Below are 26,057 nucleotides of genomic sequence, written 5' to 3'. Positions count from 1 at the left end.
GCGGCACGCGCCTGCTCGCACATCGTGCCCTCACTCGCTCACTCGCGCTTCGCGTCGGCCGCCGCGAGCATCGCTTCGCCGATCGCGAGGTTGCCGTCCGCGACCAACGCTTCGCCCGCGCCCCGGATATCGGCCTCGGCCTTGTTCTGCCCGAGCTTGCGCTTGCCGACGAGCCGCGTGATCTCGATCTGCAGCCCGACGATCGACTGCAGCATCGTGTCGATGTAGTCCTTCGGCGCGTCGCCCATCTTCCACGGCACCGGCTGCGACGCCTCGTGCGTGCGCGTCAGCCGCGCAACCACGCCGCGCACGAACTTCTCGTCGTCACGCACCGTGATGCGGCCGTGCGCATGCACGACCACGTAGTTCCACGTCGGCACCTGCCGATGCGCGACGTGTTTGCTCGGATACCAGGTCGGCGAGATGTACGCGTCGCCGGCGCGGAAGATCACGAGCACCTCGTCACCGTTCGCGACGTCCTGCCAGACCGGATTCGCGCGCGCGACGTGCGCATGCAGTTCGCCGAGCCCGCCGTCGTCGGGCAGCAATTCGAACGGAATGTGGTTCGCGTCGAGCCCGCTCTTGCCGTGCGTGATCAGGCTGCCGAACGGATGCTGCACGATCAGCTCGCGCAGCGCGTCGGGATTGGGCTCGTTGAAATCGGCGGGGACGTACATGTCGGCTCCACGGTCGTACGGGGTTGGAAATGGCGCGGGCGCGAGCCCGTCATGCGGCGATTGTGATCCCAAACTGGTTTATGCTGTAGAACCGGTTTGAAACATTCTCAGCAGACCAGAATCATGGCAAGAACGGCCCGGATCGTCGAAATCCCGTCGCTCGGCGCGCTCGATCGCGCGGCCGGCGACCTGAGCCGCCAGCTCGCGCAGGCGCTGCGCGACGCCGTGCGCCGCGGCGACGTCCGGCCGGGCGACACGCTGCCGTCCACCCGGCTGCTCGCAACCTCGCTGCAGGTTGCACGCGGTACCGTCGTCGACGCGTATGCGCAGCTCATCGCCGAAGGCTTTCTCGAATCGCGCGGCGGCGCGGGCACGCGGGTCGCGAACGCGCTCGCCGAACCGCCGCCCGGCAACGAACCGGCCGCGCCAACACCGCGCCAGCGCCCGGCACACGCCGGCCTGCCCGAGCCCGCCGCCACCTTCGCGCGGATCGCCCGCGAATTCAGCCCGTTACCGGCCATGCCGTTCGCGATCTCCGTGCCGGTCGGCCTCACCGCGCCCGACGACATCTGGCGCCGGCTCGGCAACCGCCTGCGCGCCCGCGGCGCCGGCGCGCCGTCCGGCTATGCCGATCCGCAAGGCGCACTGCCGCTGCGCGAAGCGATCGCCGACTATGTGCGCCGGTCACGCTCGGTGCGCTGCGATGCCGGTCAGGTCGTGATCACGAGCGGCACGCAGCAGGGGCTGCATCTCTCGAGTCAGATACTGCTCGGCGACAACGACCGCGCATGGGTCGAGAATCCCGCCTATCGCGGCATCACCGCACTGCTCGAAAGCACCGGGCGACGCGATGCAATGGTGCGCGTGCCGGTCGACGCCGACGGCCTCGACGTCGACGCCGGCATGCGGCTCGCGCCGGACGCGCGCGCCGCGTTCGTCACGCCGTCGCACCAGTACCCGCTCGGCATGCCGCTGAGCATGGCCCGGCGCAACGCGCTGCTCGCGTGGGCGCGTACGCATCGCGCGTGGGTGGTCGAGGACGACTACGACAGCGAGCTGCGCTACGAAGGTTATCCGTTCCCGTCGCTGCAGGGGCTCGACCCCGATCGCGTGATCTACCTCGGCACGTTCAGCAAGATCCTGTTTCCGTCGCTGCGGCTTGGCTACGTGATCGCACCCGACGATCTCGTGCGCGCGTTCTGCGGCGCGCGCGTGCTGATGGATCGCCATGCGCCAACCGCCGATCAGCACGTGCTGGCCGCATTCATCGCGGAAGGCCATCTCGACCGCCACATCCGCCGCGTGCGCGGCGTGTATGCGGAACAGCGCGCGCTGCTGATCGACACGCTCGGCGCACGGCTGCCGCGCGAACGCGCGTGGGTACAGCCGGGCGACCAGGGGATGCACGTCGTGCTGTGGCTCGCGGCAGGCATCGACGATCTCGACGTGGTCGCGCGCGCGGCGCAGGCCGGCGTCGCGGTGCGCGCGGTGTCGCCGATGTTCGCGCCCGGCACGGCCCGCCCGGGTCTGGTGCTCGGCTTCGGCGGGTTCGGCCGCGCGCAGATGGAGGCGGCCGCGCAGCGGCTCGCGGACGTGGTTTCGTCAGTGGAATCGTGGCCGCGCGCGTCGCAAAAGGTTGTCGGCAGGCAACAAACGTAATCGTCTGTAAATCCTGCAAGCAAACGGCCGTTTTAGCCGGCGCCGCACCTGTGTCGTTTGCTAGGATCGCGCCTCTTCCATCCGCGCTCCTGCCGCCTTGAACCGCTTCGTGCCGTTTCTCCGAGACGCGTGGCTCCGTTGCCGCGCCCGCGTCGCACCGTTCGCCGCCGCCTGCGGCGCGCGCATCCGCGCGCTGTGCGCCGGCGTGCTGCACCGCCTGCGCCATCCGACGCGCCGCGGCGTCGCGCTGACGCTTGCCGCGATCCCGGCGCTGGGCCTGCTGGTGCTGATCGCGTTCGTCCCGTTCACGCCGAGCATCGGCGACATCCGCAAGGCGCGTATCGACCGCCCCGCACGCGTGCTGTCCGCCGACGGCCAGCTGATCGCCGAATTCCGGCCCGTCAATCGCGAATGGGTGCCGCTCAAGCAGATCTCGCCGCACATGGTCGACGCGCTGATCGCGACCGAGGACCACCGCTTCTACTCGCATCACGGCATCGACTGGCGCCGCACGCTCGCGGCCGGCCTGCACACGTTCTCGGGCAACCGCCAGGGCGGCTCGACGATCACGCAGCAGCTCGCACGCAACCTGTATCCGGACGAAGTCGGCCGTTCGCTGACGCTCACGCGCAAGGTGAAGGAGCTGATCACCGCCTTCAAGATCGAGTCGGTGTACAGCAAGAACGAGATTCTCGAGACCTACCTGAACACCGTCCCGTTCCTGTACAACGCGTACGGCGTCGAAATGGCCGCGCGTACCTACTTCGGCAAGTCGGCCGACCAGCTCGACATCGTCGAAAGCGCAACGCTCGTCGGGATGCTGAAGGGCAACAGCTACTACAACCCGGTGCTCAATCCGGAGCGCGCGGTCCAGCGGCGCAACATCGTGCTCGACCGGATGGCGCAGATGGGCATGCTCACGCCGAAGCAGCTCGCGAAACTGCAACGCCAGCCGCTGCGCGTCGACTTCGAACCGCAGACCGCGCAGCAGGGCCCGGCTCCGCACTTCGCGGTGCAGTTGCGCAAGTGGCTGATCGCCTGGGCCGACCGCAACAACTACGACCTCTACTCCGACGGCCTCGTCGTGCGCACGACGCTCGATGCGCAACTGCAGGACATGGCGACCCAGGCGCTGACGCAGCAAACCGACCGCCTGCAGGCGGTCGCCGACAGCGCATGGCGCGGCCCGTCCGGCTGCGGGCTGCGCAACGACCTGTTCCGCGGCTTCATCCGCCAGACGCCCGACTATCGCCAGGCCCGCGACGCGGGGCTCGCCGATGTGCCGGCGCTGAAGCAGCTCGGTGCGAACCGCGAGTTCATGCGCGCGCTGTGCGAGCGCAAGACGCAGGTGCAGGCCGGCTTCGTCGCGATCGATCCGCGCAACGGCGCGATCCGCGCATGGGTCGGCAGCCCCGACTTCGGCAGCGAGCCGTTCGATCACGTCGCACAGGCGCGGCGTCAGCCAGGTTCGACGTTCAAGCCGTTCGTCTATGGCGCCGCGTTCGCGGACGGCATGCAGCCGGGCGATACGTTCGTCGATCGCCCCGTCGCGATCCCGATCGGCACGCACGCCGTGTGGCGCCCGACCGATGCCGAGGCGCCCACCGGTGCGCCGATGACGTTGCGCGACGCGCTCGCGCTGTCGCGTAACCGCATCACCGCGCAGGTGATGCAGCGCGAAGGCGCGGCCAGGGTCGCGCAGCTCGCGCGCGCGATGGGCGTGCGCGAAAGCCCGCTCGACGCGGTACCGTCGCTCGCGCTCGGCACGAGCCCCGTCACGCTGAAGGAAATGGTGTCCGCGTACGGGACGATCGCGAATCGTGGCGTGTATGTCGCGCCGCAGATGATCACGCGCATCGAGGATCGCGACGGCAAGGTGCTCGCCGCATTCAACAGCGCCCCGCCCGAACGCGCGTTGCCGGTGGCCGCCGCCCAGACGCTGGTCGACGTGATGCGCGGCGTCGTCGATTACGGGACCGGCGCCGACATCCGCTGGCGCTACGGGATCCGCACCGACGTCGCGGGCAAGACCGGCACGACGCAGGACAACACGGACGGCTGGTTCATCCTGATGCATCCGCAACTGGTGGCCGGCGCGTGGGTCGGCTTCGACGACGGCAGCGTGACGCTGCGCAGCGACTACTGGGGCGCGGGCGCGCACAGCGCGTTGCCGATCGTCGGGTCGTTCTACGATGCGGCGCTGCGTACGCGCGCGATCGATCCGCGTGCGCAGTTCTCGCCCGACTTCCGTCCGCGCAGCGCACCGGCACCGGCGCCGGCGCCGAAGCGGCGTCCCCACCCCGGCCTGTTCGACTGGCTGAGAATGTTCCGCTGAGCGTGCGGCCGGCGGATCACGCCGGCCGCACGTGTCATCGACGCGACGTCGATGCGCGTCCGTCCGCGTACAGCCGGACGGGCACGCCGTCGTCGCGCAATGCCGCAACCGGTTCGCCGCTGCTCCAGTTCCGCGCGATCGCGACGCGGCGCACGAACCACGGCATAAGCGGCGTGCGCGCCGCATTGCCGTCGAACAACGCATCGCCTCCGATTCGCGTGTAACGCGCGGGGTGCCGCTCAGCGCCACCGCAGCGGAAAGTGATTGTTGGATTCCGCGAGCTCGATCGTTCGCGCGTCGCCGCCGTCACCGTCCTGGAGATAGCGCCAGGATCGATGCCCATCGGAAGGGTCGCCCTCGTGGTCGTGTCGTCGTGCGTCGCGGTAAGCCGGGGCGAGCGCCGTCAGCGCGCCGCAGCCGCCTTCAGCAGCCGCAGGATCTCCGGATCGTCGCCCGCATCGGCCAGCACCTTCGCGGTCGGCTTTACGCCGACACCCAACAGCCGCCGCACGCCCTCGACATGATGCTCGATCACCTCGCCGTGAAGCAGCGTGTCGCTCTGCAGCACCACCGGGTTCGTATCCTTCACGAGCAACGCGAACACCGCCGCCGACACCGGCGGGTTCAACGCGTCGGACAACGCAGCGTCGGCGAGATGGTACGGATTGTTGTCGTGGATCTGCCAGCTCAGTGCGCCGCTCGCGTGCAGCTTGCCGAGCGCGGCAAGCGCGTCCGCTTCCGGCAACTTCACGAGCTCGGTGACGAGGTCGCTCGCCTGCTCCTCGCGGCCGTCGCGCAACGTGTCGGGCGGCGGCAGGTTCGGCACCAGCAGATCCAGCACGAGCGCCTGCCGGCGTGCTCGGTCCGGTGACGCCTTGGCACCGTCGTCCGAACGGTTGTGCCGCAGCAACTGGCCGGCCACACGCCAGCGATCGTCGCTGCCATGCTCGTCGCGCGGCACCTGGTGTGCGTGCAGCATCACGTCGAGCCAGCGCCACATCGCATCGACCGTCTTCGCGTCGCTCGACGACAGCCCGTCGCCGACGATTTCGTCGAGCGTCTGCCCGCACACGAACGCGCGCTGCTGCACCGGGTCGAGACCGGCAAAGTAGGTACGCACGCGGTCCGACAGTCCGTCGAAGTCGGCCTGGCTCATGTCGGGCGCATGGTAGCCGGGGCATGGCCCCGCGCCGGCGACCTCGCGGCCCCGCACCGCCTTCACCGCGGCCGGCGGCGAATCGCCGCTGCGCACGACCGGATACAGCTCGATGCCGTCGACCTGGAAGCCCTGCACCATGCGCAGCAGGACGCCCGTGGTCGAATGTTTCGTCGTGAAGTTGCTGCCCGTGATCGACGTGACCTGATACGGCGCGCCGATCGGCATCTTGATCAACTCCCCGCCCGGCACGTCGAGCACACAGGCGCCCGGCGGCGCCTTGTCAGGGCCGTCGGTTTCCAGCTCGGCCTCGTGCGTCGGTGCCGTTTCGACACTCCATCGGCCGGCGTCGCGCCCGCGCAGCACGATCTCGCCGCCCACTTTCTCGACGCGCAGGGTCGCGGGCTTGCCGGCGGCCGGCGCGTAATCGCCGAGCAGCGCATTGCAGGCACTGCCGGCTCGCGCGGACAACGAGACGAACAACATCAGACAGAAAACAGGAATGCGCACGGCGGGCCTCTCAGGATTCGAATTGTTATCGGAATGCCGGCGCGGGCGCGCACGGCGGCAGCGGCACGACCGGGCGCCGCCGGACGCCAATATAGCGAACGCGACCGATGTATGCCAGCCTGCAAGGCGGCATGTCGCGCAACGCGGTGCGCCGCGATGACGCAACGCGTGCGCGGCATCGTGCCTGGACGATGCGCCGCCTTAGTCCACCTGGACGAAGCGGCCCGGCCACGCACCGCGCACCATCGCCGTCATCGTCCATCGATACCGGAGGCCGCATGACCGCAAGCGCTGTCGCAATCGCGAACCTGCTGTACCGCTACGCGGAATTGCTCGATGGCGGCGACCTGCCGGGCGTCGCCGAGCTGTTCCGGCACGCCCGCATCAAGACGAAGGAAGGTGCGCCGACGATCGGCGCGGATGAATTGCTCGCGCTGTTCAGCGCGAGCGTGAAGCGCTACCCGTGCGGCACACCGCGCACGAAGCATGTCGTCACGAATCCGATCATCGAGATCGACGAGCCCGCGCATCGCGCGACGGTGCGCTCGTACTACACGGTGCTGCAGGCCGTCGCGGGATTCCCGCTTCAACCGGTCGCGGCAGGCCGCTATCACGATGCATTCGAGCGTGTCGACGGCGTCTGGCGTTTTTCGTTCCGCGACTACACGCTGTTCGATTTCGCGGGCGACCTGCGCTACCACCTGAACCCGAACGAACCGCCGGCCGGTTGAAGCACCGGCCGGCGGCCAACACGGTCGCGCTCAGCCTGTCGCGAGCGTGGCAGCCAGCGCATCGAACTCCGGCGCCCATGCCGCACGCCACGCAGCCTTCGTTGAATCGTCGACCCACGCACCGTCGATCCCGTTCAGCATGAACTGCTTCAGGTCGGCCACGGTGAAGCCGAAATGGCTGAACATCAGCTCCCACGCTTCGCTCGGATTGACCTTGTGCAGCGTCGGATCGTCAGTGTTCGGATGGATCTTCAGCCCGAGGCCCGGCATCTTGCGCATCGGATGCAGCTCCGCCCATTGCTCCGGCGGCAGCGTGCGCAGGTAGTAGGAATTCGTCGGCACGACGGTAAAGACGATCCCGCGCTCCGCATAGCGTGCGCACAGCTCGGGGTTGTCGACGATCGTATAGCCGTGATCGACGCGATCGACCTGCAGCAGGTCGACGGCCGTCTCGACGTTGCGCCACGGCATCCCGAACTCGCCCGCGTGCGCGGTCGTGCGAAAGCCTGCCGCACGCGCATTGCGGTACGCCTTCCAGAACAGTTCCGGCGGCCGGTCGTTCTCGCGATAGTCGATGCCGAGCCCCGCCACTTCGTCCGCACGATTCGCCTTCATCCATTCGACGATCGCAACCGCTTCGTCCGGATCCTGCTCACGGTCGATGCTCGGAACCAGGCGCGCACCGATCCCGAAATCGCGCGCGGCATCGCGAATCGCCGTCACGATCGCGGCCTGCGCATCGGCATACGCGATGCCCGATACATGAACCGTACCGGTCGGATTCCAGAAGAATTCTGCATGCCGAACGTTGTGTGCGGCCGCATCTTCCAGATACTCGTATGCGATCCGCCGCAGGTCGTCGGGCTGCGTGAGCAGGTATTTGTCAAGCGCGCGCAGCACGTGCAGCACGCCGACCGGTTTCTCGCCGCGCGCGTAGAACGCGTCGATCTCCGCGCGCTCGATCGGCGCGCCGCTGCGCTCCGCGAGTGCGATAAACGTGTCGTGCCGCACTGCGCCTAGCAGGTGGCAATGCAGCTCGACCTTCGGCAGCGCGTGGAAGAAGGCCCGATGGGCCGGCGTGATCTCGATGCCCGTGCGCGCGGCCGGGACGTTACCTGGTGTTCCCTTCATTTCAGTCTCTTTTTCGGTGGTGCCATTGCGTCGCGAAAGCCGTCTCTCAGTGCGGCTTCACGACGGTCCAGAAGTAATAGCCGAGCGGAATCGCGAGCACGACGAGCCCCCACGACACGTCGCGCCAGCGGCCGGCCAGCAGCTTGACGAGCACGTAGCACAGCAGCCCGCCAGCGATGCCGGTGCCGAAGCTGTTCGACATCAGTGTGAGCAGCACCATCGACATCACAGGCAGCGCATCGGTGAAGTCGTCGAAATGCGTATGGCGGATCGTCGCGAACATCGACAGCCCGATCAGGATCAGCGCCGGTGCGGTCGCCTCCTTCGGGATCGCGAGCGCGACCGGCACGAACAGCAGCATCGCGGCGAACAGCACGGCCGCGGCCAGCGACGACAGCCCGCTGCGGCCGCCGGCCTCGACGCCTGCCGCCGATTCGATCAGCGCGGTCAGCGCGGGGATGCCGAACACGGGCCCGATCGTCGCAGCGAGCGAATCGACGAGGAACGGCCGGTTGATGTTCGGCAGGTTGCCCTGTTCGTCGAGCAGGTTCGCCTTCGCGCCGACCGCGAGCGCGGTGCCGAGCGTCGAGAAGAATTCCGCCGCGAAGAACGCAAACAGGTACGGCGCGGCCGCGAGGCTCAGCGCGCTGCCGATGTCGAGCTTGAACGCGATCGGCGCGATGCTGTGCGGCAGCGACACGAACGACGCGGGCAAATGCGTGACGCCGAGCGGCACGCCGGCCGCGGCCGCGACGAGGATCGCAATCAGGATCGCGCCGGGCACCTTGCGTGCCTGCAGCAGGATCGCGACCGCGAGGCCGATCAGCGCGACGAGCGCGCCCGGCCGCGAGAAATCGCCGAGCGCGAACGCGTTGGTCTTCGCGTTCGCGACGACCATTCCCGCATTACGCAGCCCGAGCATCGTGACGAACAGGCCGATCGACGCACCGAGCCCGAGCTTGATCTGCACCGGAATCAGCTTCATCACGACGCCGCGTGCACCGAGGATCGTCAGCAAGAAGAACAGAACGCCCGACACGCATGCGATGCCGAGGCCGGTCTGCCAGCCCACATGCTCCGTCGTCGCGAGTGTCACGCCGATGATCACCGAGCCGCCGATGCCGGGGCCGACGAGGAACGGCAGGTTCGCGTAGAGCCCCATCAGCGTCGTGAACAGCACGAACACGATGATCGTCGCGGTCGTCGCCGCGCCGCGCTCCATGCCGCCCGTCGCGAGCAGCGACGGGATCACGACGAGCAGGTACGCGGCCGCGAGGAAAGACGTGACGCCCGCGATCGTCTCAGTGCGCACGCTCGTGCCGCGCGCGGCAAGCGCGAAGCGGCGTTCGAGCCAGTTGGCCGGCGCTCGCGCCGGGATCGTGTCAGTCGCTGACATGGTGGTTCTCCTGTGATTCCGAATATTGTCGTGTGTCGATTCCTGCAGCGCGGTCTTATACTGCCGCGTACCACATCCCGACCGTTATTGCCCGATGTCGTCCGATCGCTCGTCGCTGCTGCCCGCGCTCACGCTGCGGCAGGTCCAGCACTTCGTCGTACTCGCCCACGCACGCAGCTTCACGCAGGCCGCGCAGGCGCTGTCGCTCACGCAGCCCGCGCTCACCGCGTCGATCCGCCAGATCGAGTTCCTGCTCGGCGGGCGCCTGTTCGCGCGTTCCGCGCACCGGCTCACGCTCACCACCGCGGGCGAAGCCGTGCTGCCGCTCGCCGAACGCCTGCTCAACCAGGCGCGCGGCACCTTCGACGACATGACGCGGCTCATTGGCGAACGCATCCAGACCGTGCGCATCGCGTTCATCCCGTCGGTCGCGGGCCGCCTGCTGCCCGCGCTCAACGCACTGCGCGGCACGCACCCGACGCTGCGCTTCACGCTCACCGACCTGCCGAACAGCGCGCTCGTCGAAGCCGTGCGCGACAGCGTCGCGGATCTCGGCATCGGCGTGCGCGAGCCGGACAGCGACGACGGCACGCTGCGCTACCAGCAGCTGTTCGAGGACGAGATCGTGATCGTCGTGCGGCACGACGACCCGCTCGCCCGCGCGAAGAGCGTCACGTGGGCGAAGCTCGTCGATCGCGAGCTCGCCGTGTTCGTGCGCGGCAGCGTCAGCGAATCGCTGCATCGCACCGGCGGCGCCGAGAAGCTGCGCCTGAACGTCACGTACCGGATGGAATACACCGAGCCGCTCTACGCGCTCGCGCGCAACGGCCTCGCGACCGCGGTGCTGCCGAGCCTCTACACGATGCATCTGCACGATCCCGAACTCGTCGCGCTGCGCGTCGACAAACCGCGCGTCACGCGCGCGATCTCGCTGATCTCGCTCGCCGCAGACGATCGCGGCCCGCACGTGCGCGCGTGCCGCGAGTGGATTGCGAAGCACATCTGATGCCGTTCGCCGTTCTCCGCGTGACTGCCCGTGCTCAGGGCAGCTTCGCGATCCGCTCGACGAGCATCGCGTAGAAGCGGTCCGCGTCGACCTCGTTGATCCACGTCGCGTTCGCCGCACGGCCGCTGCGCCCGTTCCAGTCGACGATCGTCTCGCCGAGCGTCCACTGCCCGGTCGTCTCGACCACCACGTTCACCTTGCGCCCGCTGAACAACGTCGGATCGACGAGATAACCGACGGCCGTCGGGTCGTACATCGGCGCGTCTTCGACGCCGCGCCGCTTCTTGTTGTAGGCGAGCTCGGCATCCATGATGTCCGCGACGATCGCACCGCAGCGGTTGCCGAGCGCGCGCAACGGCGCGACGCGCGCCGGCGTGATCGGCGCCTTCACCGCGACGTCGCGCGGCAGCACGACGATCGGCACGCCGCTGCCGAACACGACTTCGGCTGCCTGCGGATCGACATAGATGTTGAACTCGGCGGCCGGCGTGATGTTGCCGCGCTCGAAGAACGCACCGCCCATCAGCACGATTTCACGGAGCGCGCCGCGAATTTGCGGCGCTTCCACCAGCGCGGTCGCGATGTTCGTCAATGGACCGAGCGCGCACAGCGTCACGCTATTCGGCGCCGCGCGGCTCAGCGTATCGACAAGGTACGACACCGCGTGGCCTGCCGCGAGCGGCGCGCGCGGCTCGTGCAGCTCGACGCCTTCGAGCCCCGTCTTGCCATGCACGTTCGCGGCCGTCACGAGATCGCGCACGAGCGGGCGCGGGCAGCCTGCATAGACCGGCAGCGTCTTCGTGCGGCCGGCCCAGTCGCGGATGATGCGCGCATTGCGTTCGGTCAGGTCGAGCGGCACGTTGCCCGCGACGGCCGTCAGCGCGCGCACGTCGAGCCGGTCCTGCGCGCCCAGCGCGAGCAGGATCGCGATGGCGTCGTCCTGCCCTGGGTCGGTATCGATGATCACCGTGCGGCGCGCGGCGGCGTCGCCGCCGGCCGCGAACGCGCCCGCTTCGGGCAGCAGCGTGGTGCCGGCCAGCGCGGCGGACAGCTTCAGGAAGGTGCGGCGGGATGCGATCGGATGGGTCATGGTCGGGCCGTCAGAAAACATGCCGGACGCCGAGCGTCGCCATCATCTGGCGCGTGCTGGTCGAGCGTGCGTACGCGAAGATCTGCGCATGGTCCGCGTCGCCGGCCGCCTGCTGCGCGATCACCGTCAGCGCGACGTCGGTGCGTTTCGACAGGAAGTAATCGGCCTGCAGGTTCACCTGGTGCCATTTCGGACGCTTGTCGATCACGTCGTACTTGCCGTTCGTGAACGCATACGCGGCGCCGAGGAAGAGCTGCGGCGTCATCGTGTAGACGACGTTCACGCCGAGGTTCTGCAGGTGCAGGTGCGAATTGTCGAGGTAATCGTAGCGCACGTCGGTGAACATCGCGGCGAACTGCGCGCGACCGATCGTGTAGAAGCCGCCCGTGCCCGCGATCCGCTGCCGGCTTGCATACGCGGCCGGCGTCATCGCGCTCTTGCTGAAGATCAGCAGCGGCGACGCATAGTCGTTCGCGATCGCGCCGTCCTGGTTCGTCGCGCTGTACGGATGGTTGTACTGCGCGTAGACCGCGCTCCAGCGCAGCGGGCCCTGCTCGTAGCCGAGCCCGAAGCTGTACGCGCTGTTGTTCGCGAAGCCCGTCGCATTGCTGAAGCCGTACAGCGCGGTGAATTTCAGGCCGTAGTAGACGGGGCTCACGTACTTCACCGAGTTCTGCACGCGGATGTCGTTGTAGCCGTTGTCGTTGTCGCCGATGTTCACGCCGTTGCTCGCGATGATCACGGGCCCGATGTAGTCGTGGATCGCATCGTACTGGCGGCCGAACGTCAGCGAGCCGTAGGTGCGGTCGGCAAGGCCCACGTAGGCCATGCGCCCGAATTCACGGCCGTTCTGCGCGGCCGTGCCCGTCATCACGTTGAAGCCGTTCTCGAGCTGGAAGATCGCGGACAGCCCCTGCCCGAGATCCTCCTTGCCCTTCAGGCCCCAGCGCGGGTTCTGGTTCGTGCCGGACAGCGCCTGCCAGGCGTTCTTGCCGCCCTGGTTGGTCGCGAACCCGACGCCGGCCGAGATGAGACCGTACAGCGTGATGCTGCTTTGCGCACAGGCATGGGTCGCGAAGGCGCCGAGCATCGCGAGCGGAGCGAGCTTGTAGAGAGTTTTCATGCGGGTCGTGTGATCGGTGGTGGTCCAGGCGCGGCAGGGTTCCGCGAAACTGGACTCGACTATACGAACCCGGCTCGGATAATAAAAGTTTGCTTTTCTTATGTATCAATAAAACGGATTTATTCTCATTCTTGCGCCTCCTACCCTCGACGGAGCGGCGGTCAGTCCGCCGTGTCGCCGCTCTTCGGCACTTTCGACCACGCCTTGCGTCCCGGCATCGGCGTCCAGGCCGGGCGGGTCTTGCGTGCGCTGTCGATCACGACCAGGTAGCGGCCCGCGATCGGCGTGATGTCGCGGTCGCGCCGCAGCACCCACAGCGACTTGCCGGCCTCGACGCGCGCCTGATAGTCGTCGTCGAGCAGGCCGTGGCGGTCGAAGAACACGTTCAGCGACGCGGGAATGCGCACGCAGCCCTTCGAGTGCCGGATGCCGAGCAGCGATTCGAGCCGGTCGGGGTCGGTCGCGTGCATCTGGAAGCGCATCGGCGACACGCCGCCCTTGCCCCAGCCGCGTTCGCCGTCCACCCAGCCGAAGTCGTAGATGCGCATGTCGCGGCGGCCGTAGCCGCGAATGCCATTCTCGTTCGTCGTGCCTTCCGCGCGGAAATCCATGTTGTCGGGCGAGTGATGGAACACGCCGAGCGGCGTCAGAAAATGGTCGTACTTGCCGGGCAGCCCGGTGCCGACTGGTGACGCGCCGATCATCAGCCATGCGTTGGCCGGCGTTGCGCGAAAGTAGATGAAGAGCGCCTGTACGTTCGGCGCGCGATCGACCATCGCGACGTACTCGCCAGCGAGGTCGCCGAGATCCGCATCGGCAAGCGCCTTCTGGAGCCGCTCGCCGTAGGCGCGCTGTTCGCCCGCGGGCACGTTCAGGCGACGGGTGACTTCCTGCGTGAAGCGCTTGCGCATGTCGACCGCACGCGCCGTCGCGTTCTTCGCTTCGTCGGCCGATAGCGGCGGATGCCGGCGTGGCGGGGTCGGCGCAGGCGCTTCGGCCTCGCTGGCTGCGCTGGCGGATGCGGCCGACGCAGGTTCCACGGCGGACGCAGCCGATGCGCCCGATGCTGCGCTGGCGGGCGCCGCATGATTTGCATGATTCGCGGCGGACGCGGACTGTGCGGCCGATGCGCCTGACGACGCATGCGCGGACGGAGCCGGATGCACATGAGAAGCCGCCGACGCGGGCGACGCCACTGATGAGGATGACGTATCAACTGGCGGCGGTACGTCCGACGCGGCAAAGGCAGGCCGCCCGGCAAGAACGGAAATCGGCAACGCGGCCGCGAGCCACACGTACACGGCAGCGGCGCGGGCAAGACGGTGCGGCTTCGCCAATGGCCGCTTCGGGCTGGAAAGCATCATACGTTCGAAGCCATCGGCCGATCCGGCCGCCGCATGGTGCTATTGCGGGCGGCGCATCTTCCGCGCGAGCCATCGACACGTCCGGCGCATCGCGTGCGCCCGGCGCCGACGCCTCTTCGCGGCGGAGCCGTTCGCTGATGCAACGCGTGCGGTCCGATGGCGGCTAATGAGTCGTCAGGCCCTTCATTTTACGCGTCGGCGCAGGAATCGGCAGAGGCAAAAGGCATGGTTTTCGCCAGATTTGCGCTTCGTCACGCTTTGTTTCAACTCGTTGCCGTTTGCGGCTTCGTTGCGTGTCACGCTTGTGAATTGGACGGTTCGTTGCATGGGCACGGGTAGCCCGTGCGTTCGATACGAACCGATTTCCCGGTGTTATTGATTCGTATGCCAAATCATTATGGCGATGCGATGTCTCCATTGAAACCGCATCGCACGCATGCCGCACGAACGATGCGACACGCGTGCGCGACTGCCGGCTACTTCGAAATGGCTTCGAGCGCGATGCCCTTCGTGCGCGGGCCCATGAACCCGATCGCGGCCATCACGATCACCATCGCGCCTGCGATGAACGCGAACACGCCGAACGTGCCGAAGCCGCGCAGCACCGCCGCGATCACGAACGACGAGAAGATCGCGGAGAAGCGGCTCCACGAATAGACGAACCCGACGGCCCGTGCGCGGATCGACGTCGGGAACAGCTCGGCCTGATACGCGTGGAAGCTGTACGACATGATGTTGCTCGCGAGCGTGAGGCCGATACCGAGCACGATCAGGAATGCGCCCACCGTCGTCTGGCTGAACAGCAGCCCGCAGACGACGATCGCCGCCGCCATCGCGACGATCACCGACTTTCGCTCGAATCGATCGGCGATCACGAGGCCGATCAGCGGGCCGATCGGCGCCGCGAGCGCGATCACGCTCGAGTACATCAGGCTCGATGTGATCGTGATGCCCTGCTTGATCAGCAGCGTCGGGACCCAGTTCGCGAAACCGTAGAAACCGACCGTCTGGAACACGTTGAAGATCGTCATCATGATCGTGCGGCTGCGATACGGCGGCACCCACATGTCGCGGAAGCGGCCGCGCGGCGGCACGGGCTCGGCCGGTGCGGGCGGCGGCAACGGCCGGCCGTACTCGGCTTCGACTTTCACCTCGAGCGCGCGCATGATGCGGTCGGCTTCATCGACGCGCCCCTGCTGCGCGAGCCAGCGCGGGCTCTCCGGCAGTTCGCGGCGGATCCACCACACGAACAGCGCACCGTGCGCGCCGATCAGTACAACCCAGCGCCAACCGTCGAGACCGAGCGGCGCATGCGGCACGAGCAGGTAGGCGAGGAACGCGACCACCGGCACCGCAACGAACCCGACCGCCTGCTCGCACGCGAACGCGCGGCCGCGGATCTGCTTCGGTACGAGCTCGGAGATGTACGTGCCGATCGTCACCATCTCGACGCCAAGGCCGAGACCGACGACGAAGCGCCAGAAGTTCAGCCCGGCCGCGGTGTCCTGGAACGCCATCACGACGTTGGCGGCCGTGTACCACAGCAGCGACCACGTGAAGATCGCGCGGCGGCCGAAGCGGTCGGCGAGAAAGCCGCACGCGATTGTGCCGATGAAGAGCCCGGAGAACAGCGCGGCGATAAAGCTCGCAACGCCCGTGGTGCCGAACAGGCCATGCGTCGTCGCCGACAGGATGCCGCTTTTCACGAGGCCGGGCGCGACGTAACCGCTGTAGAGCAGGTCGTAGAGTTCGAAGAAGAAACCGAGGCTCAGCAGGACGACGAGTTTCCAGACGCTGCGGGTCGGCGGCAGGCGGTCGAGGCGGGCCGAGATGGAACCGGGGTCGATTGCCGCAGGGCGAGCGGCGCCTGCTGCAGCGAGTGGGTCGGGCTGGGTGGATGCCATGGTGGCGAGTCTCCGGATTCTTGATTGTCCTTGGCGCCAGCGGAGGGGGCTGGCGAGCGGCTTCGCGCATTTTAGCGAGGCGAGGGCCTGAGCACATCAATCGGTTGATGCGCGGGGGCGGGTGAAGGACCACAGGAGCGGATGGGATCAAGCTGGTCCACTATCGCTGTCGAACTGAGCGCGACGTCAAACAGGCTTCACCGCTGGCCAGTCGACGCTCTCCACATCTAGAAATTCGACCCCCTTGATGCCACGCCTGATGGCTTCGTCGCGAAAGTGCTCGGAGCAGATCAGCGAGTTGCTGCTCCCCTCCATGCCGCTTAGCTTGAAGACATGGCATGCGAAATCGTCGGATACAACCAGCTTCGTTATTCTTGCGATTCCGCCAAATTTCCCGTTTACAAACTTCGACTCGCCGCCATCCACCTCTTCGGGTTGAAAGCTAGGGAAGATCGCAACGCAATAGCCTGCGCGCGAAGCGGGCGTTCCTGCCAAAGACAAGATCTCGACGGGAGCGATGTCGATCATTGCGACGTTCAACTCAGAGACGACGGTGCAAAATCTTTCGCTCAGCAGGTAATAAAAACCCAAGTCTCCACGGACATCAAAATCGTACCTGTCGTCTTTGGTGATGAAGACGACTCCGTCAGGAAATTTTATGTGCGCCTTCCCGCGTGACGGATTCGCGTACCACGGGAAGTATCCAACTTCTACACTCGTTGGGTCCTGATAGTACTTGTCGTATAGCGCGCCATTCAGCATACCGACCGGGCAGCCTGGAGCCGCTCTTTGAGATAGAACGTAATACTTCACGGCAGATAGCTCCTCGCCCGGCAAATCCAATCATCGCCATTCTTTGGTGTCGGCGGCAGCACTCGCAACCTTTTTGCGGTTCTAGCCTCATTCGGCCGAAATCAAAATAAAGTTCACGTAGCCCATGGAAAAAATCATGCTCGATGATAACTGAGCCAGATCAACCTGTTCCATCGCAGCATCGCGAATTCAAAACAAAATTTATTCCAAGCCATTCTTTGCTTAGCACCACCATTCCAGTTGCGCCACCGACACGCATCATCTCAGCTTCACCGGGTGCGCGGCAGCAATCAACTTACTCTGATCGGCAGATGCACAGGCGACTCCACTGGGACCTTTTAGCCAGCAATTTCTCGGATGCTGCCGAGAGCAACCGAACCACACCCAACATCGCCCAGGTTACGTGAACTGAAAAGTAATAAACCCCTGAGCGCTCGGCCTACCTCCCTCACCAAAATCATTATTCAAAAACACATAAACCACACCATCAGAAAAAATTCCCGGCTCCTCATCAAAAACGATATCAAAATCATCCCCATTCACCGCAAACAGACACTCACGATTCGCAACATCCTCTTTGTCTTGCAACCACGCGGGAATTCCGTAAATTTTCGACTCAAAATTCTTATCCGAATCACCCTCATTAACAACACTCAGGCAAACTTGCTTTGCCTGAGAGATCATTCCGGAATACTCATTTCTCGCCACCCCATTGTTATCATGGGAAATTACAATGGAATAGTTGTCGCCGTCCGACGTCAACTCCTCCCAATGCAGAAACGGGTCATCCATGGAAAATGGTGTAAATATTGACACCCAGCCTTCGACAGATTCATTTATCCAGCTCGCGGGAATCGATAAGAGATGAAGCAGATTTTCGCCCTTTGCATCCTTCGGCCAAGGATAGCTACTTGGTAATAAGCACCCCCCGCCCGCATGGGCTTGGTCGAGACTCGCAGAGTCGGAAGAGAAAAGTATTTTCTTGATCATAAGATGCCCCTTAATTCCGTCGCAACAGCACAGACCATCCAGAAACTTATTTGATCAAAGGGCCTGATCTGATGTGCAGGCACGTATGAGGGACCACTGGAGCACAGTACTATCCACTGAAGCAAATTGGTTACAGATGTCGACCTCGCGAAGCGAAATGCTCCTGCTTCCAACTCGAGGACATGCATCGCGCAATGATCTTGCGCACCTCAGTCAACCGCTGGCAAGGAACAAGCGCACGGAATCACGCCCGCAAATCCTTGGGACAAGAATTAGTGAATGAAAAGCAAAGGTTCGCTATCGCCCGTCAAGAACCCCATAAAATTATTCGGAGCCGCTGACGCCCAATCGACCTCATCGATTCTTCTGAATTCAACACCTGCAGCAACCTTTCGCTTTACCGCCTCCCTGGCAAACTCCTCGGAACAGAAGATTGCACTTTGCGTCAAATCCAAATTTTTTATCTTAAAAAAATCTGATTTAAACCCACTTTTAAAACCAACAGCCTCAACCACAAAATGATCCCCGAATTCGTTTAACCCAACGATCGAAGATTCCTCCAGCGCCCCCTCTTTATAGATGTCAGATCCAAATGATATTATTTTATATTCTTTTTCTGAAACACCCCTCCCCTTCGAATCTACGATAGCTATATTCTGACTATCCTGAATGGGGACGGAGAAATCAATCAATATCTGAAAAAAGTCCTGACTAACAATATGAAACTTCGAATCAGCCCCGCTTGATCTGATATCGTAAGAAATGAGCTTATCAAGGGATATCAAAAACATCTCATCCGAGAACATATCCCCCGGCAAATCTCGATAGTTGTACCATGGCTTCTCTCCGTAATTTACGTCACGCACATTTTCAACGAACTTGTCGTAAACGACTCCGTGCATCGCACCGACCGGACAACCGCGCTCTTTCTTTTCGAGCAAAGCGTAATAGCTTGACATATCGACCTCAGGTTAGGCGAATCGGGTTCGCACCCGGCGACATCAAAAGAATCCGGCTCGCATTTTGTAACTGAGAAATTTTATCGCGCGCCTGTGCCGCATCAATAGCACCACACTTGAATGCAGATTCAATACGATCAACCTGCAAGTTGGCTCCGGTTGAATATATTGCGCGCGGACCACAGCGATAAAATTTTCGCTTTGCCGACTTTACTTTTTCCTCACTGCCAGGTATGAGCAAACCGTTCTCTTTGGCGCCACGCCTCCCCTTCATTCCAATGTCATCGAAAAATGTCTGATGCTTCCCCCATATTTCATCCGGAATCAAATGATGCGCCTGCATGTGATCACCGGTCACCCCACCCAGATTGCGATTCAATGTAGAACTACATAGTTCTCGGGGGTCGGCCCACTGAATAGGATTCGGTGCATATTGGAAGGGATTGACGCCACCTGCAAGGCCAATTGGATCCTCGCTGATGAACCGCCCCGTCTCCTGATCATAGTATCGGTTGCAGTTATACAGCAAAGACCACTTCACCGGCCCTTGCTGGATCGACTTCTACGCCCAACTATCGCAAGAAAGAAAATATTCAAACCTCTTCAGATCAAACTCCTCTTTCACGAATGGCGCGAGTTGTATTGCCTTATTAGCATCTATAGAATACTCATCGTACATTGAATCATCGGCACCATCCAGAAATATATTCTGAAGCAAATGAAGAGTGGGTGCGCTTGAAAAAGAAATATCCCTCACATGCGCATCGCCATCCTTTTCAAAAACAGAAATATAGCGATATATGTTTTCTTCACTCATGGCTCAATCGTCCTTGCTGGGTCAGCTCCCTTGCCAGATATAGCTTCGCCCGTCTCGGGATCAAATGCGCCCATGTGCTTTCCTCGCTTGTTGTACATTTCAACTTCGGCAAGCTGAGAGTCCCACTCGCAAATGCATCCGTTTGCTCGCTTCCAGCGCTTTCGTAGTCCGCCGCCACCTTGCACCGGCGTCTTCGGTTTTACGCGCACGGCATCCGGGAAGCCGGGCAAACTCGCTGGCGCGGGAATGTACTTGCTCAATCCGAGTAGATCGATCCATTCGATAGGGTTAGCTGCATATTGATAGACGTCGAGCCCACCAGCGAGCCCAATCGGGTCCTTGCCGATGAATCTACCACTGCCCGGATCATAGTACCGATGCCGGTTGTACCTCAGCCCCGTCTCGGCATCCTCCTGCTACCCCTGAAACCGTATCGAGCTCCTCGGCTCCACACCCGCCGCCTTCGACACCCGCGCAATCACCTCCCGCGCCTCTCCCCAGGCCCGGTACGACGCCTCCCATACCACCTCTCCCACCTCGTCCGTCATCAGCAACGGCGTACCGATCTGGTCACAGTGGTAGTAGAACAAATGCGCGTCCGACTGTCTTTCGGGCACACGTTGCAACGGATCCTTCTCCGGCACATACGGCTCGCCCTCATGCCACACCGGTGTCTGAATCCCGGCAACCGGTTGCGCCGTCACATATTGCGCAAGCGGCACGAACGATTCCGGCTCGTACACGTACTGCGTAGCGCCGGGTTCACTGCTATCGTAGGCATGCTGATCGCCATCACACTCGTATTCCTGGCGACCCAACAGTGGATGCTTCCCGATCAGGCTCCCGCGAGCGCCGTATTCGCCTCGCCCACCGAAACCAAATCACCTAACCAGCTCAAGCCCCAAAAGAACAAGGGCCGCTCACGCGGCCCTATACTAAAAAAACTTTGGATACTCGCCTAATAAATCTTAGTTCTGCACGGGCTCGCCCAGGTCATCTTCCGTATTTTCGGCAAAACCAACTATTACCGGAACCCCGTCCAACCTGAAATCAGAAGACCCATCGTGCAAACCATTTCACACGTCCAATTTTGCCGACCTCAGTCCCAATAAACATCATAAATCAACATTAATTATCAACCAATTACTTCCAATCGATATATGCATCGTTGTCGTAGTAATAGACAAAGGCATCAACCAAATCCGACACGCTCGCATTATCTCGTTGATCCCTGGCGTTATCGACAATACTCTCAACAATTTGAATGCCGAGAGCATAGTGCAAATCATTATCTACCGCAAATCGTGGGCGATCAGGATCAGGCTCATTTTCAAAATCATTCGGATTTAGAACCGCACATTTAGTATTTTCATTCCAATCAACACCATGCGGCATAAACAATGCATAATTCCATGGCACCTGATCAATACCGACTAAAACTTCACGCAATACCGTCAACTTGTCTTTCATCGCGTTCTCCCTCCTCCCCAGTTCTCCTTCCCTCCCTTCCCACCTGGATGCAACACTGCTTGAACCGGTCCAGGCGCTCGGTGTTGTGACATAGGGACCAACTGCAACACACCTTTTCGGCACGGATGATGGTGCCAACTATACCCCTTCGGAGCATCCGCACTGTATCCGCCACGTGGACCTGCGGTTACGTGATCAGAGATTCCGGGGAAATGATTATCCATCATGTTTTTGAACGATGAATCTCCCTGAAGAGCAGTGTTCAGATTTTTGTTTGCCTCCCTGAAATGCAGCGTGTCCGAACCCTTGACATGCTCTGCGTCGAGTTGCATCTCATAAAGCACGGAGTATTGGCTACTCGCGAGCGGGCGCCCTGAACGATCGCAGCCTGATAGGTCTCTGGCCAAACCGAGGGGATCAATCCATGCTGTCGGATTCGGCGCATACTGGTAAGGATTGCCCCCCCCCAGTAGTCCAATTGGATCCTTTGATATGAACCGCCCCGTCTCCTGATCATAGTATCGGTTGCGGTTATACCTCAGCCCCGTCTCCGCATCCTCCTGCTGCCCCTGAAACCGTATCGGGTTCCTCGGCTCCACGCCCGCTGCCTTCGACGCCCGCGCAATCACCTCCCGCGCCTCTCCCCAAGCTCGATACGACGCCTCCCATACCACCTCTCCCACTTCGTCCGTCATCAGCAACGGCGTACCGATCTGGTCACAGTGGTAGTAGAACAAATGCGCGTCCGACTGTCTTTCGGGCACACGTTGCAGCGGATCCTTCTCCGGCACATAAGGCTCGCCCTCATGCCACACCGGCGTCTGAATCCCGGCAACCGGTTGCGCCGTCACATATTGCGCAAGCGGCACGAACGACTCCGGCTCGTACACGTACTGCGTCGCACCGGCTTCGCTGCTTTCGTAAGCAAGCTGATCGCCATCCCAGCCGAACACCGTCCGCACGCCATCCACGTCCTTACCGATCCGGCGGCCGAAAGGATCGTAAAAATACCGGGCCTCATGGTGCCGCGCAGTCTCCGCGACACGCGCCACTCTCAACCGGTTGAATCCGTCCCACTCGTATTCCTGCCGGCCTGTCGGCGAACGTTTCCCGATCAGATTCCCGCGCGCGTCGTATTCGAAGTGGGTACCCGCATATTCCTTCAACAGATTCCCGAGCACTCGCGGCACTTCCGCCGGCAGCGTACTGTCCACGCTGTCCGGCACCACGGGACTTGCTTTCACCGGTCCCGAAGTACGCGCGTGCCGGGGACTGCCGTGATCGATGATGTTGCTTGCCGGGTCGAAGGCGAATGTCTCCGTACCGAGCGGCCCGATCGCCGCGATGAGGCGACCAACAGGGTCATAACGATAGTTGACCAGCCCCTTGCGGCTGTCCTCGATATGCTCGAGTTGCCCCACGGCATCGTACCGATACCGGCGCTCGGCCATCGCGGCCGGCGCATTCGATCGCCGAACGGCCTGTCGGGTGATTCGGCCCGCCGGATCGTATTGCGTCTGCTGCGCCACCTTGCTTGACAGCATCCGCCCGGTTTCGCGGTGCAGATCGTCGCGCTCGAACTGAATTCGCTCCTCGCCGTCAAGCATGAGCCCGTGCACGTGACCGGAACCGTAGATCAACCAGTCCAGTGCATGACCATCGGGGCGGACGGTCTTGATCCGCGTGCCGATTTCATCGAACTCGTGATGCCACAGGTAGCTGCGCGACTCACCGAACAGCCGATAAGCATGATGTTCGCGCACCTGATTGCCGACCGGATCGAAGAACATCTGCATCTGGCTGTGACTGTTACGCGCCTCGATGAGTCGCCCACTGGCGTCGTACGCGAATCGCTCTTTGCTCGCGCCCGATGTCCGGCATACGATGCGGCCCGCCTGATCGAATTCGAGTTCGGTCACCTGTCCGCCCTCGTCGATCTTCACCGGCTGCAGCGTGCCTTCGTTGTATCCGTATGTCGTCCGCTTGCCGTCGAAACCGATCTCTTCCAGCAATCGCCCTGCGGGATCATAGTGAAATTGATAGGTTGCGCGATTCGCATCGGTCAACGCAGTCAAGCGACCGAGGCGGTCGTAACGGTAAGCGAGCGTGTATCCGAGCGCGTCGACGCGGCTTGCCACGCGCCCCGCGACGTCGTATGAAAAACGCGTCACACGCTCCAGCGGATCGGTATGGGACAGCAGACGGCCTTCGGCGTCATGCGTGTATCGATAAGTGCCTGCTGCAGACGAGATCTCGCTGACCGCCCCATTCTTGCCATACTGGTAGGCCGTGGCATTGCCCGCCGCATCGGTCGATTGCGCGAGTCGCCCGTCGCGATCGTAGCGCCACTTCGTCACCTTGCCGGAACAATCGGTGTACTGAAGCAATTGCCCGGCGTTATCGTAGACGAGTACCTTCGCACCGCCCTTCGCGTCGACCATCTTGACGGGCATCCCGGCGGCGTCGTATGCATACTTGGTCTCGTGCCCGAGCGGGTCCTTCTGCGCGACCAGATTACCCGCATCATCGTACGAGCGTTCCCACACGTATCCTTCGGGATCCTTGAAACGAACGAGATGATCTCGGTCGTCGTAACCCATCTCGACCATTGCCCCGTCGACGCGATAATGCTTCGTCATGTTCCCGCGTGCATCGTAGTCCATCTCCTCGATGCCACCGTCACGATGAACATGCATTACCAGGTTGTTGTCCTGGTCACGCCGCATCCACTCCTCGGTTCCATCCGGATACGCGATCCGGTACATGTACCCGCGGATGTTGTAGTAGTACCGCGTGACGTTGCCCAGCGCGTCGGTCACATAGGTCAAGCGAATGTTCGGATGCCACATCAGGCGAATGTCGTGGCTGCCGTCGTCGGCATATTCACGCACACACTGTGCATTCGTGTTGTCGTCGCGGTCCGCCCCTTCCCACTCGAGATTCATGCCGCGGCCGGTGCGGTCCGTGTAGCGAGTGATCAAATGACGGTCGTACGCATACTGGCGCACGTTGCCGTAACGATCCGCTGCACGCACCAGGTCGCCATTCTCGTCGTACTGGTATTGGGCAAGCGTGGTGCGCGTGTTCGCATCGACGATCTGCTCGATCGTGGCGATACGTCCGCGGCTGTCGTGACGAAACGCGAGCGTATGACCGGCCGAACTCACCAGTCGCGCCAGACGATTCGCATCATCGTAATCGAGCGCGATCGTATTTCCCGCGCGATCCTTCTGCAACGCGAGGCGGAACGAATCGCCGCGCTTCTCGTAGACGTGCAGCAAATCGTGACCGTACGCGACAGTCGTCCACGTATCGTCGAGCCGGCTCAACGTCACGCCTTCCACACGGTCGTCGTGAACGGCGCCTGCCGCGAGTGCCGGATATTCGATGTTGCGGCCGGTCGAATCGCTGTAGATCCATTTACCGTCCCGAACATCGATGCGTGTCATGTACGGCGAGAGCCAGCGTGCGCCCAGTTCGCCGGCATCGTATCCGGCCAGCCGGGACCGATAGACGCGCATCCAGACGACGGGCATCGCACCCGGCAATTCGAAATCGGCATGAGAGAACGTCTCGTCGCCGAACGAGTAGCTGATCGAACCGCCCGACGCGCCGACCCCGCACTCTTCGCAGTGGTCAACGCCGGAACCCTTCGCTTTCGCCTCCTTCTTTGTCGCTGCGAGCGGTACCTGCTGCCGCCGGGCCTCGACTTCCGTCGTGCCCTGCGATTTGACCGATCCGGCCCGCATCGCTTCGCGCTTGTGCCGCAGCGCATTGATCAGCTTCAGCAGCAGCCACATCAGCTTGCCTTCATCGCTCCCCTTCAGCTCGTTGATCTTGCCGACCACCACCGGGGCCAACGTCCGCAACGACGCGGCCAACTGGCGAATCGGCGCAACGTACTTCTCGGGAACGAGCCCCGCCATCGTGCTGCCCGCGGAATTGACATTGCTCTTGCCGAGTGCCACCCCGGACTCGGACAAATACCCCCAGGCCCCCGTCACCAGATCCGTGCTGAACCATCCGCTCTTCTTCATCTGCTGCCGGTATTCGGCAGCCCTCCGCTTGTTCTCCGCCGGATCGAACAGCTTGCCGGCCACCGCTGCGTCGATACCGTCGGCCAGGCCCGTGAAGATTTCCCGCGCCTTCGCCGCACAGTTGTCGATCAGCTCGTCGACCACGCTCTGCAGCTTCGTCAGGAAGTTCTCGATTTCGGTCGAGCACGAAGCCTGTATGTGCGTGACGACGATCGACACGATCGCTGCCCCGATGTCGCGCTTGTGAATCAGGAGTTCGTTGCGAATCAGCGCCAGCAGCGGCCTCGCCGTGAGGCGCATGGGCGCCAGTACCGGCGGAAACGGAATCACGCCGATCAGGTTGATTGCGAGTCCGAGATAATCGAGCAGTTCGCCGCCGCGTTTGCGGATGATCGAAACGATGTCGGTGAGCGCGTCGGCCAACGCCATGAGGTTGTTCAGGATCGGGATCATGCTGGCCACCGTCGCCAGTCGATCGACGTTCACGTAGCCATGCGTCACGTCGATAAGCCACGCGTTGAAACCTTCACCGGACGCGACGACGTCTTCCGGATGAACATCGGTCAGCCACGGGGTGGCCTGTTCGTGCTCCGCGCCCGGAGGGAGTTTTTGATCAGCCATGCTCTCAGGATTCTTCTCGTTGTTCGTTTTTCGGCACGCGGCAGGCGCCCCCCTCTTCTCATGTCCCGGACGGCCTGCCAACGACTCGCGGCATTGTACCGACGATTGAACGACGGCAAAATGAAAGGCCCGCGTCGGCGGCGCATCCAGCAATGACTCGCGCCCCAATTAGCACGAGCCGCCCTCGGGCCGACTTCATGTAAATTTCGTAACCATCTGTCCCGCCGCCCGCCGCGGCTGAACGGCGACATCGCGCGTAATCGGATGC

General features: G+C 63.2%; 20 protein-coding genes and 2 pseudogenes. 4 read left to right on the top strand and 18 right to left on the bottom strand.

The window, feature by feature from the left end; genetic code table 11:
- Nucleotides 1-38: 38 nt before the first annotated feature.
- On the bottom strand, nt 39-677 hold the full coding sequence (locus KEC55_RS28990; protein ID WP_282508524.1) for an FMN-binding negative transcriptional regulator: 639 nt from the start codon (nt 675-677) through the stop codon (nt 39-41).
- Between the two features lie 123 nt (nt 678-800).
- Here KEC55_RS28990 and KEC55_RS28985 point away from each other — a divergent pair, with 123 nt between their 5' ends.
- Together KEC55_RS28985 and KEC55_RS28980 are read left to right on the top strand one after the other, a co-directional pair.
- Nucleotides 801-2,336: a PLP-dependent aminotransferase family protein gene (locus tag KEC55_RS28985; protein ID WP_282508523.1), complete on the top strand. Its 1,536-nt coding sequence runs from the start codon at nt 801-803 to the stop codon at nt 2,334-2,336.
- 97 nt (nt 2,337-2,433) lie between these two features.
- On the top strand, nt 2,434-4,671 hold the full coding sequence (locus KEC55_RS28980) for a penicillin-binding protein 1A (protein ID WP_282508522.1): 2,238 nt from the start codon (nt 2,434-2,436) through the stop codon (nt 4,669-4,671).
- A 34-nt stretch (nt 4,672-4,705) separates the two neighbouring features.
- Here the strand turns inward: KEC55_RS28980 and KEC55_RS28975 are convergent, their stop codons facing one another.
- On the bottom strand, nt 4,706-4,870 hold the full coding sequence (locus tag KEC55_RS28975) for a hypothetical protein (RefSeq protein ID WP_282508521.1): 165 nt from the start codon (nt 4,868-4,870) through the stop codon (nt 4,706-4,708).
- A gap of 204 nt (nt 4,871-5,074) precedes the next feature.
- On the bottom strand, nt 5,075-6,337 hold the full coding sequence (locus tag KEC55_RS28970; RefSeq protein WP_282508520.1) for a hypothetical protein: 1,263 nt from the start codon (nt 6,335-6,337) through the stop codon (nt 5,075-5,077).
- A gap of 278 nt (nt 6,338-6,615) precedes the next feature.
- On the opposite strand from KEC55_RS28970, the gene KEC55_RS28965 reads away from it, so the two are divergent.
- Nucleotides 6,616-7,068 (top strand): nuclear transport factor 2 family protein, encoded by a 453-nt coding sequence (locus KEC55_RS28965; protein WP_282508519.1) that lies wholly within the window; start codon nt 6,616-6,618, stop codon nt 7,066-7,068.
- A 30-nt stretch (nt 7,069-7,098) separates the two neighbouring features.
- Here the strand turns inward: KEC55_RS28965 and add are convergent, their stop codons facing one another.
- Nucleotides 7,099-8,199 carry an adenosine deaminase gene (gene add, locus KEC55_RS28960; protein ID WP_282508518.1) on the bottom strand — a complete coding sequence of 367 codons (1,101 nt, stop codon included), beginning with the start codon at nt 8,197-8,199 and terminating at the stop codon, nt 7,099-7,101.
- 46 nt (nt 8,200-8,245) lie between these two features.
- Nucleotides 8,246-9,595, bottom strand: a complete 1,350-nt coding sequence (locus KEC55_RS28955; protein ID WP_282508517.1) for an NCS2 family permease — start codon at nt 9,593-9,595, stop codon at nt 8,246-8,248.
- Between the two features lie 94 nt (nt 9,596-9,689).
- Between KEC55_RS28955 and KEC55_RS28950 the strand changes: the two genes are divergently transcribed.
- Complete coding sequence (locus tag KEC55_RS28950; RefSeq protein ID WP_282508516.1) at nt 9,690-10,601, top strand: LysR family transcriptional regulator; 912 nt, start codon at nt 9,690-9,692, stop codon at nt 10,599-10,601.
- Nucleotides 10,602-10,635: 34 nt separating this feature from the next.
- On the opposite strand, the gene KEC55_RS28945 is transcribed toward KEC55_RS28950, so the two are convergent.
- The 13 genes and pseudogenes from KEC55_RS28945 to KEC55_RS28885 form a co-directional block, all read right to left on the bottom strand.
- Complete coding sequence (locus KEC55_RS28945; protein WP_282508515.1) at nt 10,636-11,691, bottom strand: nucleoside hydrolase; 1,056 nt, start codon at nt 11,689-11,691, stop codon at nt 10,636-10,638.
- Nucleotides 11,692-11,701: 10 nt separating this feature from the next.
- Nucleotides 11,702-12,814, bottom strand: a complete 1,113-nt coding sequence (locus KEC55_RS28940) for a porin (RefSeq protein WP_282508514.1) — start codon at nt 12,812-12,814, stop codon at nt 11,702-11,704.
- A 161-nt stretch (nt 12,815-12,975) separates the two neighbouring features.
- Complete coding sequence (locus KEC55_RS28935; RefSeq protein WP_282508513.1) at nt 12,976-14,178, bottom strand: hypothetical protein; 1,203 nt, start codon at nt 14,176-14,178, stop codon at nt 12,976-12,978.
- Between the two features lie 476 nt (nt 14,179-14,654).
- Nucleotides 14,655-16,082 carry an MFS transporter gene (locus tag KEC55_RS28930; RefSeq protein WP_282508512.1) on the bottom strand — a complete coding sequence of 476 codons (1,428 nt, stop codon included), beginning with the start codon at nt 16,080-16,082 and terminating at the stop codon, nt 14,655-14,657.
- A 186-nt stretch (nt 16,083-16,268) separates the two neighbouring features.
- Nucleotides 16,269-16,895, bottom strand: a complete 627-nt coding sequence (locus tag KEC55_RS28925; RefSeq protein WP_282508511.1) for a hypothetical protein — start codon at nt 16,893-16,895, stop codon at nt 16,269-16,271.
- A gap of 399 nt (nt 16,896-17,294) precedes the next feature.
- Nucleotides 17,295-17,885: a hypothetical protein gene (locus KEC55_RS28920; RefSeq protein ID WP_282508510.1), complete on the bottom strand. Its 591-nt coding sequence runs from the start codon at nt 17,883-17,885 to the stop codon at nt 17,295-17,297.
- A 272-nt stretch (nt 17,886-18,157) separates the two neighbouring features.
- Nucleotides 18,158-18,844, bottom strand: a complete 687-nt coding sequence (locus KEC55_RS28915) for an Imm43 family immunity protein (protein WP_282508509.1) — start codon at nt 18,842-18,844, stop codon at nt 18,158-18,160.
- Nucleotides 18,845-18,851: 7 nt separating this feature from the next.
- Nucleotides 18,852-19,223, bottom strand: coding sequence for an AHH domain-containing protein (locus KEC55_RS28910; RefSeq protein ID WP_282511507.1), 372 nt, complete (start codon nt 19,221-19,223; stop codon nt 18,852-18,854).
- An 81-nt stretch (nt 19,224-19,304) separates the two neighbouring features.
- A pseudogene (locus KEC55_RS28905) lies at nt 19,305-19,385 on the bottom strand (hypothetical protein); the annotation flags it as partial.
- A 21-nt stretch (nt 19,386-19,406) separates the two neighbouring features.
- Nucleotides 19,407-19,661, bottom strand: a complete 255-nt coding sequence (locus KEC55_RS28900) for a DUF7683 domain-containing protein (RefSeq protein WP_282508508.1) — start codon at nt 19,659-19,661, stop codon at nt 19,407-19,409.
- Nucleotides 19,658-20,518: pseudogene (locus KEC55_RS28895) on the bottom strand (colicin E3/pyocin S6 family cytotoxin); the annotation flags it as partial. The gene KEC55_RS28900 and the pseudogene KEC55_RS28895, both read right to left, overlap by 4 nt.
- A gap of 286 nt (nt 20,519-20,804) precedes the next feature.
- Nucleotides 20,805-21,131: a DUF7716 domain-containing protein gene (locus tag KEC55_RS28890; protein WP_282508507.1), complete on the bottom strand. Its 327-nt coding sequence runs from the start codon at nt 21,129-21,131 to the stop codon at nt 20,805-20,807.
- On the bottom strand, nt 21,128-25,789 hold the full coding sequence (locus tag KEC55_RS28885) for an RHS repeat-associated core domain-containing protein (RefSeq protein ID WP_282508506.1): 4,662 nt from the start codon (nt 25,787-25,789) through the stop codon (nt 21,128-21,130). Before KEC55_RS28885 ends, KEC55_RS28890 begins: the two co-directional genes overlap by 4 nt.
- Between the last annotated feature and the right edge of the window lie 268 nt (nt 25,790-26,057).

The sequence above is a fragment of the Burkholderia cepacia genome (assembly GCF_029962485.1).
Lineage (GTDB): Bacteria > Pseudomonadota > Gammaproteobacteria > Burkholderiales > Burkholderiaceae > Burkholderia.
This window is presented reverse-complemented; position numbering and strand designations above follow the sequence as displayed.

Coding starts and splice junctions, on each gene's coding strand:
- KEC55_RS28935 (WP_282508513.1), bottom strand. CDS start 14,178: ATGATGCTTTCCAGCCCGAAGCGGCCATTGGCGAAGCCGCACCGTCTT.
- KEC55_RS28885 (WP_282508506.1), bottom strand. CDS start 25,789: ATGGCTGATCAAAAACTCCCTCCGGGCGCGGAGCACGAACAGGCCACC.
- KEC55_RS28900 (WP_282508508.1), bottom strand. CDS start 19,661: ATGAGTGAAGAAAACATATATCGCTATATTTCTGTTTTTGAAAAGGAT.
- KEC55_RS28955 (WP_282508517.1), bottom strand. CDS start 9,595: ATGTCAGCGACTGACACGATCCCGGCGCGAGCGCCGGCCAACTGGCTC.
- KEC55_RS28920 (WP_282508510.1), bottom strand. CDS start 17,885: ATGATCAAGAAAATACTTTTCTCTTCCGACTCTGCGAGTCTCGACCAA.
- KEC55_RS28990 (WP_282508524.1), bottom strand. CDS start 677: ATGTACGTCCCCGCCGATTTCAACGAGCCCAATCCCGACGCGCTGCGC.
- KEC55_RS28985 (WP_282508523.1), top strand. CDS start 801: ATGGCAAGAACGGCCCGGATCGTCGAAATCCCGTCGCTCGGCGCGCTC.
- KEC55_RS28890 (WP_282508507.1), bottom strand. CDS start 21,131: ATGAAAGACAAGTTGACGGTATTGCGTGAAGTTTTAGTCGGTATTGAT.
- KEC55_RS28950 (WP_282508516.1), top strand. CDS start 9,690: ATGTCGTCCGATCGCTCGTCGCTGCTGCCCGCGCTCACGCTGCGGCAG.
- KEC55_RS28930 (WP_282508512.1), bottom strand. CDS start 16,082: ATGGCATCCACCCAGCCCGACCCACTCGCTGCAGCAGGCGCCGCTCGC.
- KEC55_RS28965 (WP_282508519.1), top strand. CDS start 6,616: ATGACCGCAAGCGCTGTCGCAATCGCGAACCTGCTGTACCGCTACGCG.
- KEC55_RS28940 (WP_282508514.1), bottom strand. CDS start 12,814: ATGAAAACTCTCTACAAGCTCGCTCCGCTCGCGATGCTCGGCGCCTTC.
- KEC55_RS28915 (WP_282508509.1), bottom strand. CDS start 18,844: ATGTCAAGCTATTACGCTTTGCTCGAAAAGAAAGAGCGCGGTTGTCCG.
- add (WP_282508518.1), bottom strand. CDS start 8,199: ATGAAGGGAACACCAGGTAACGTCCCGGCCGCGCGCACGGGCATCGAG.
- KEC55_RS28945 (WP_282508515.1), bottom strand. CDS start 11,691: ATGACCCATCCGATCGCATCCCGCCGCACCTTCCTGAAGCTGTCCGCC.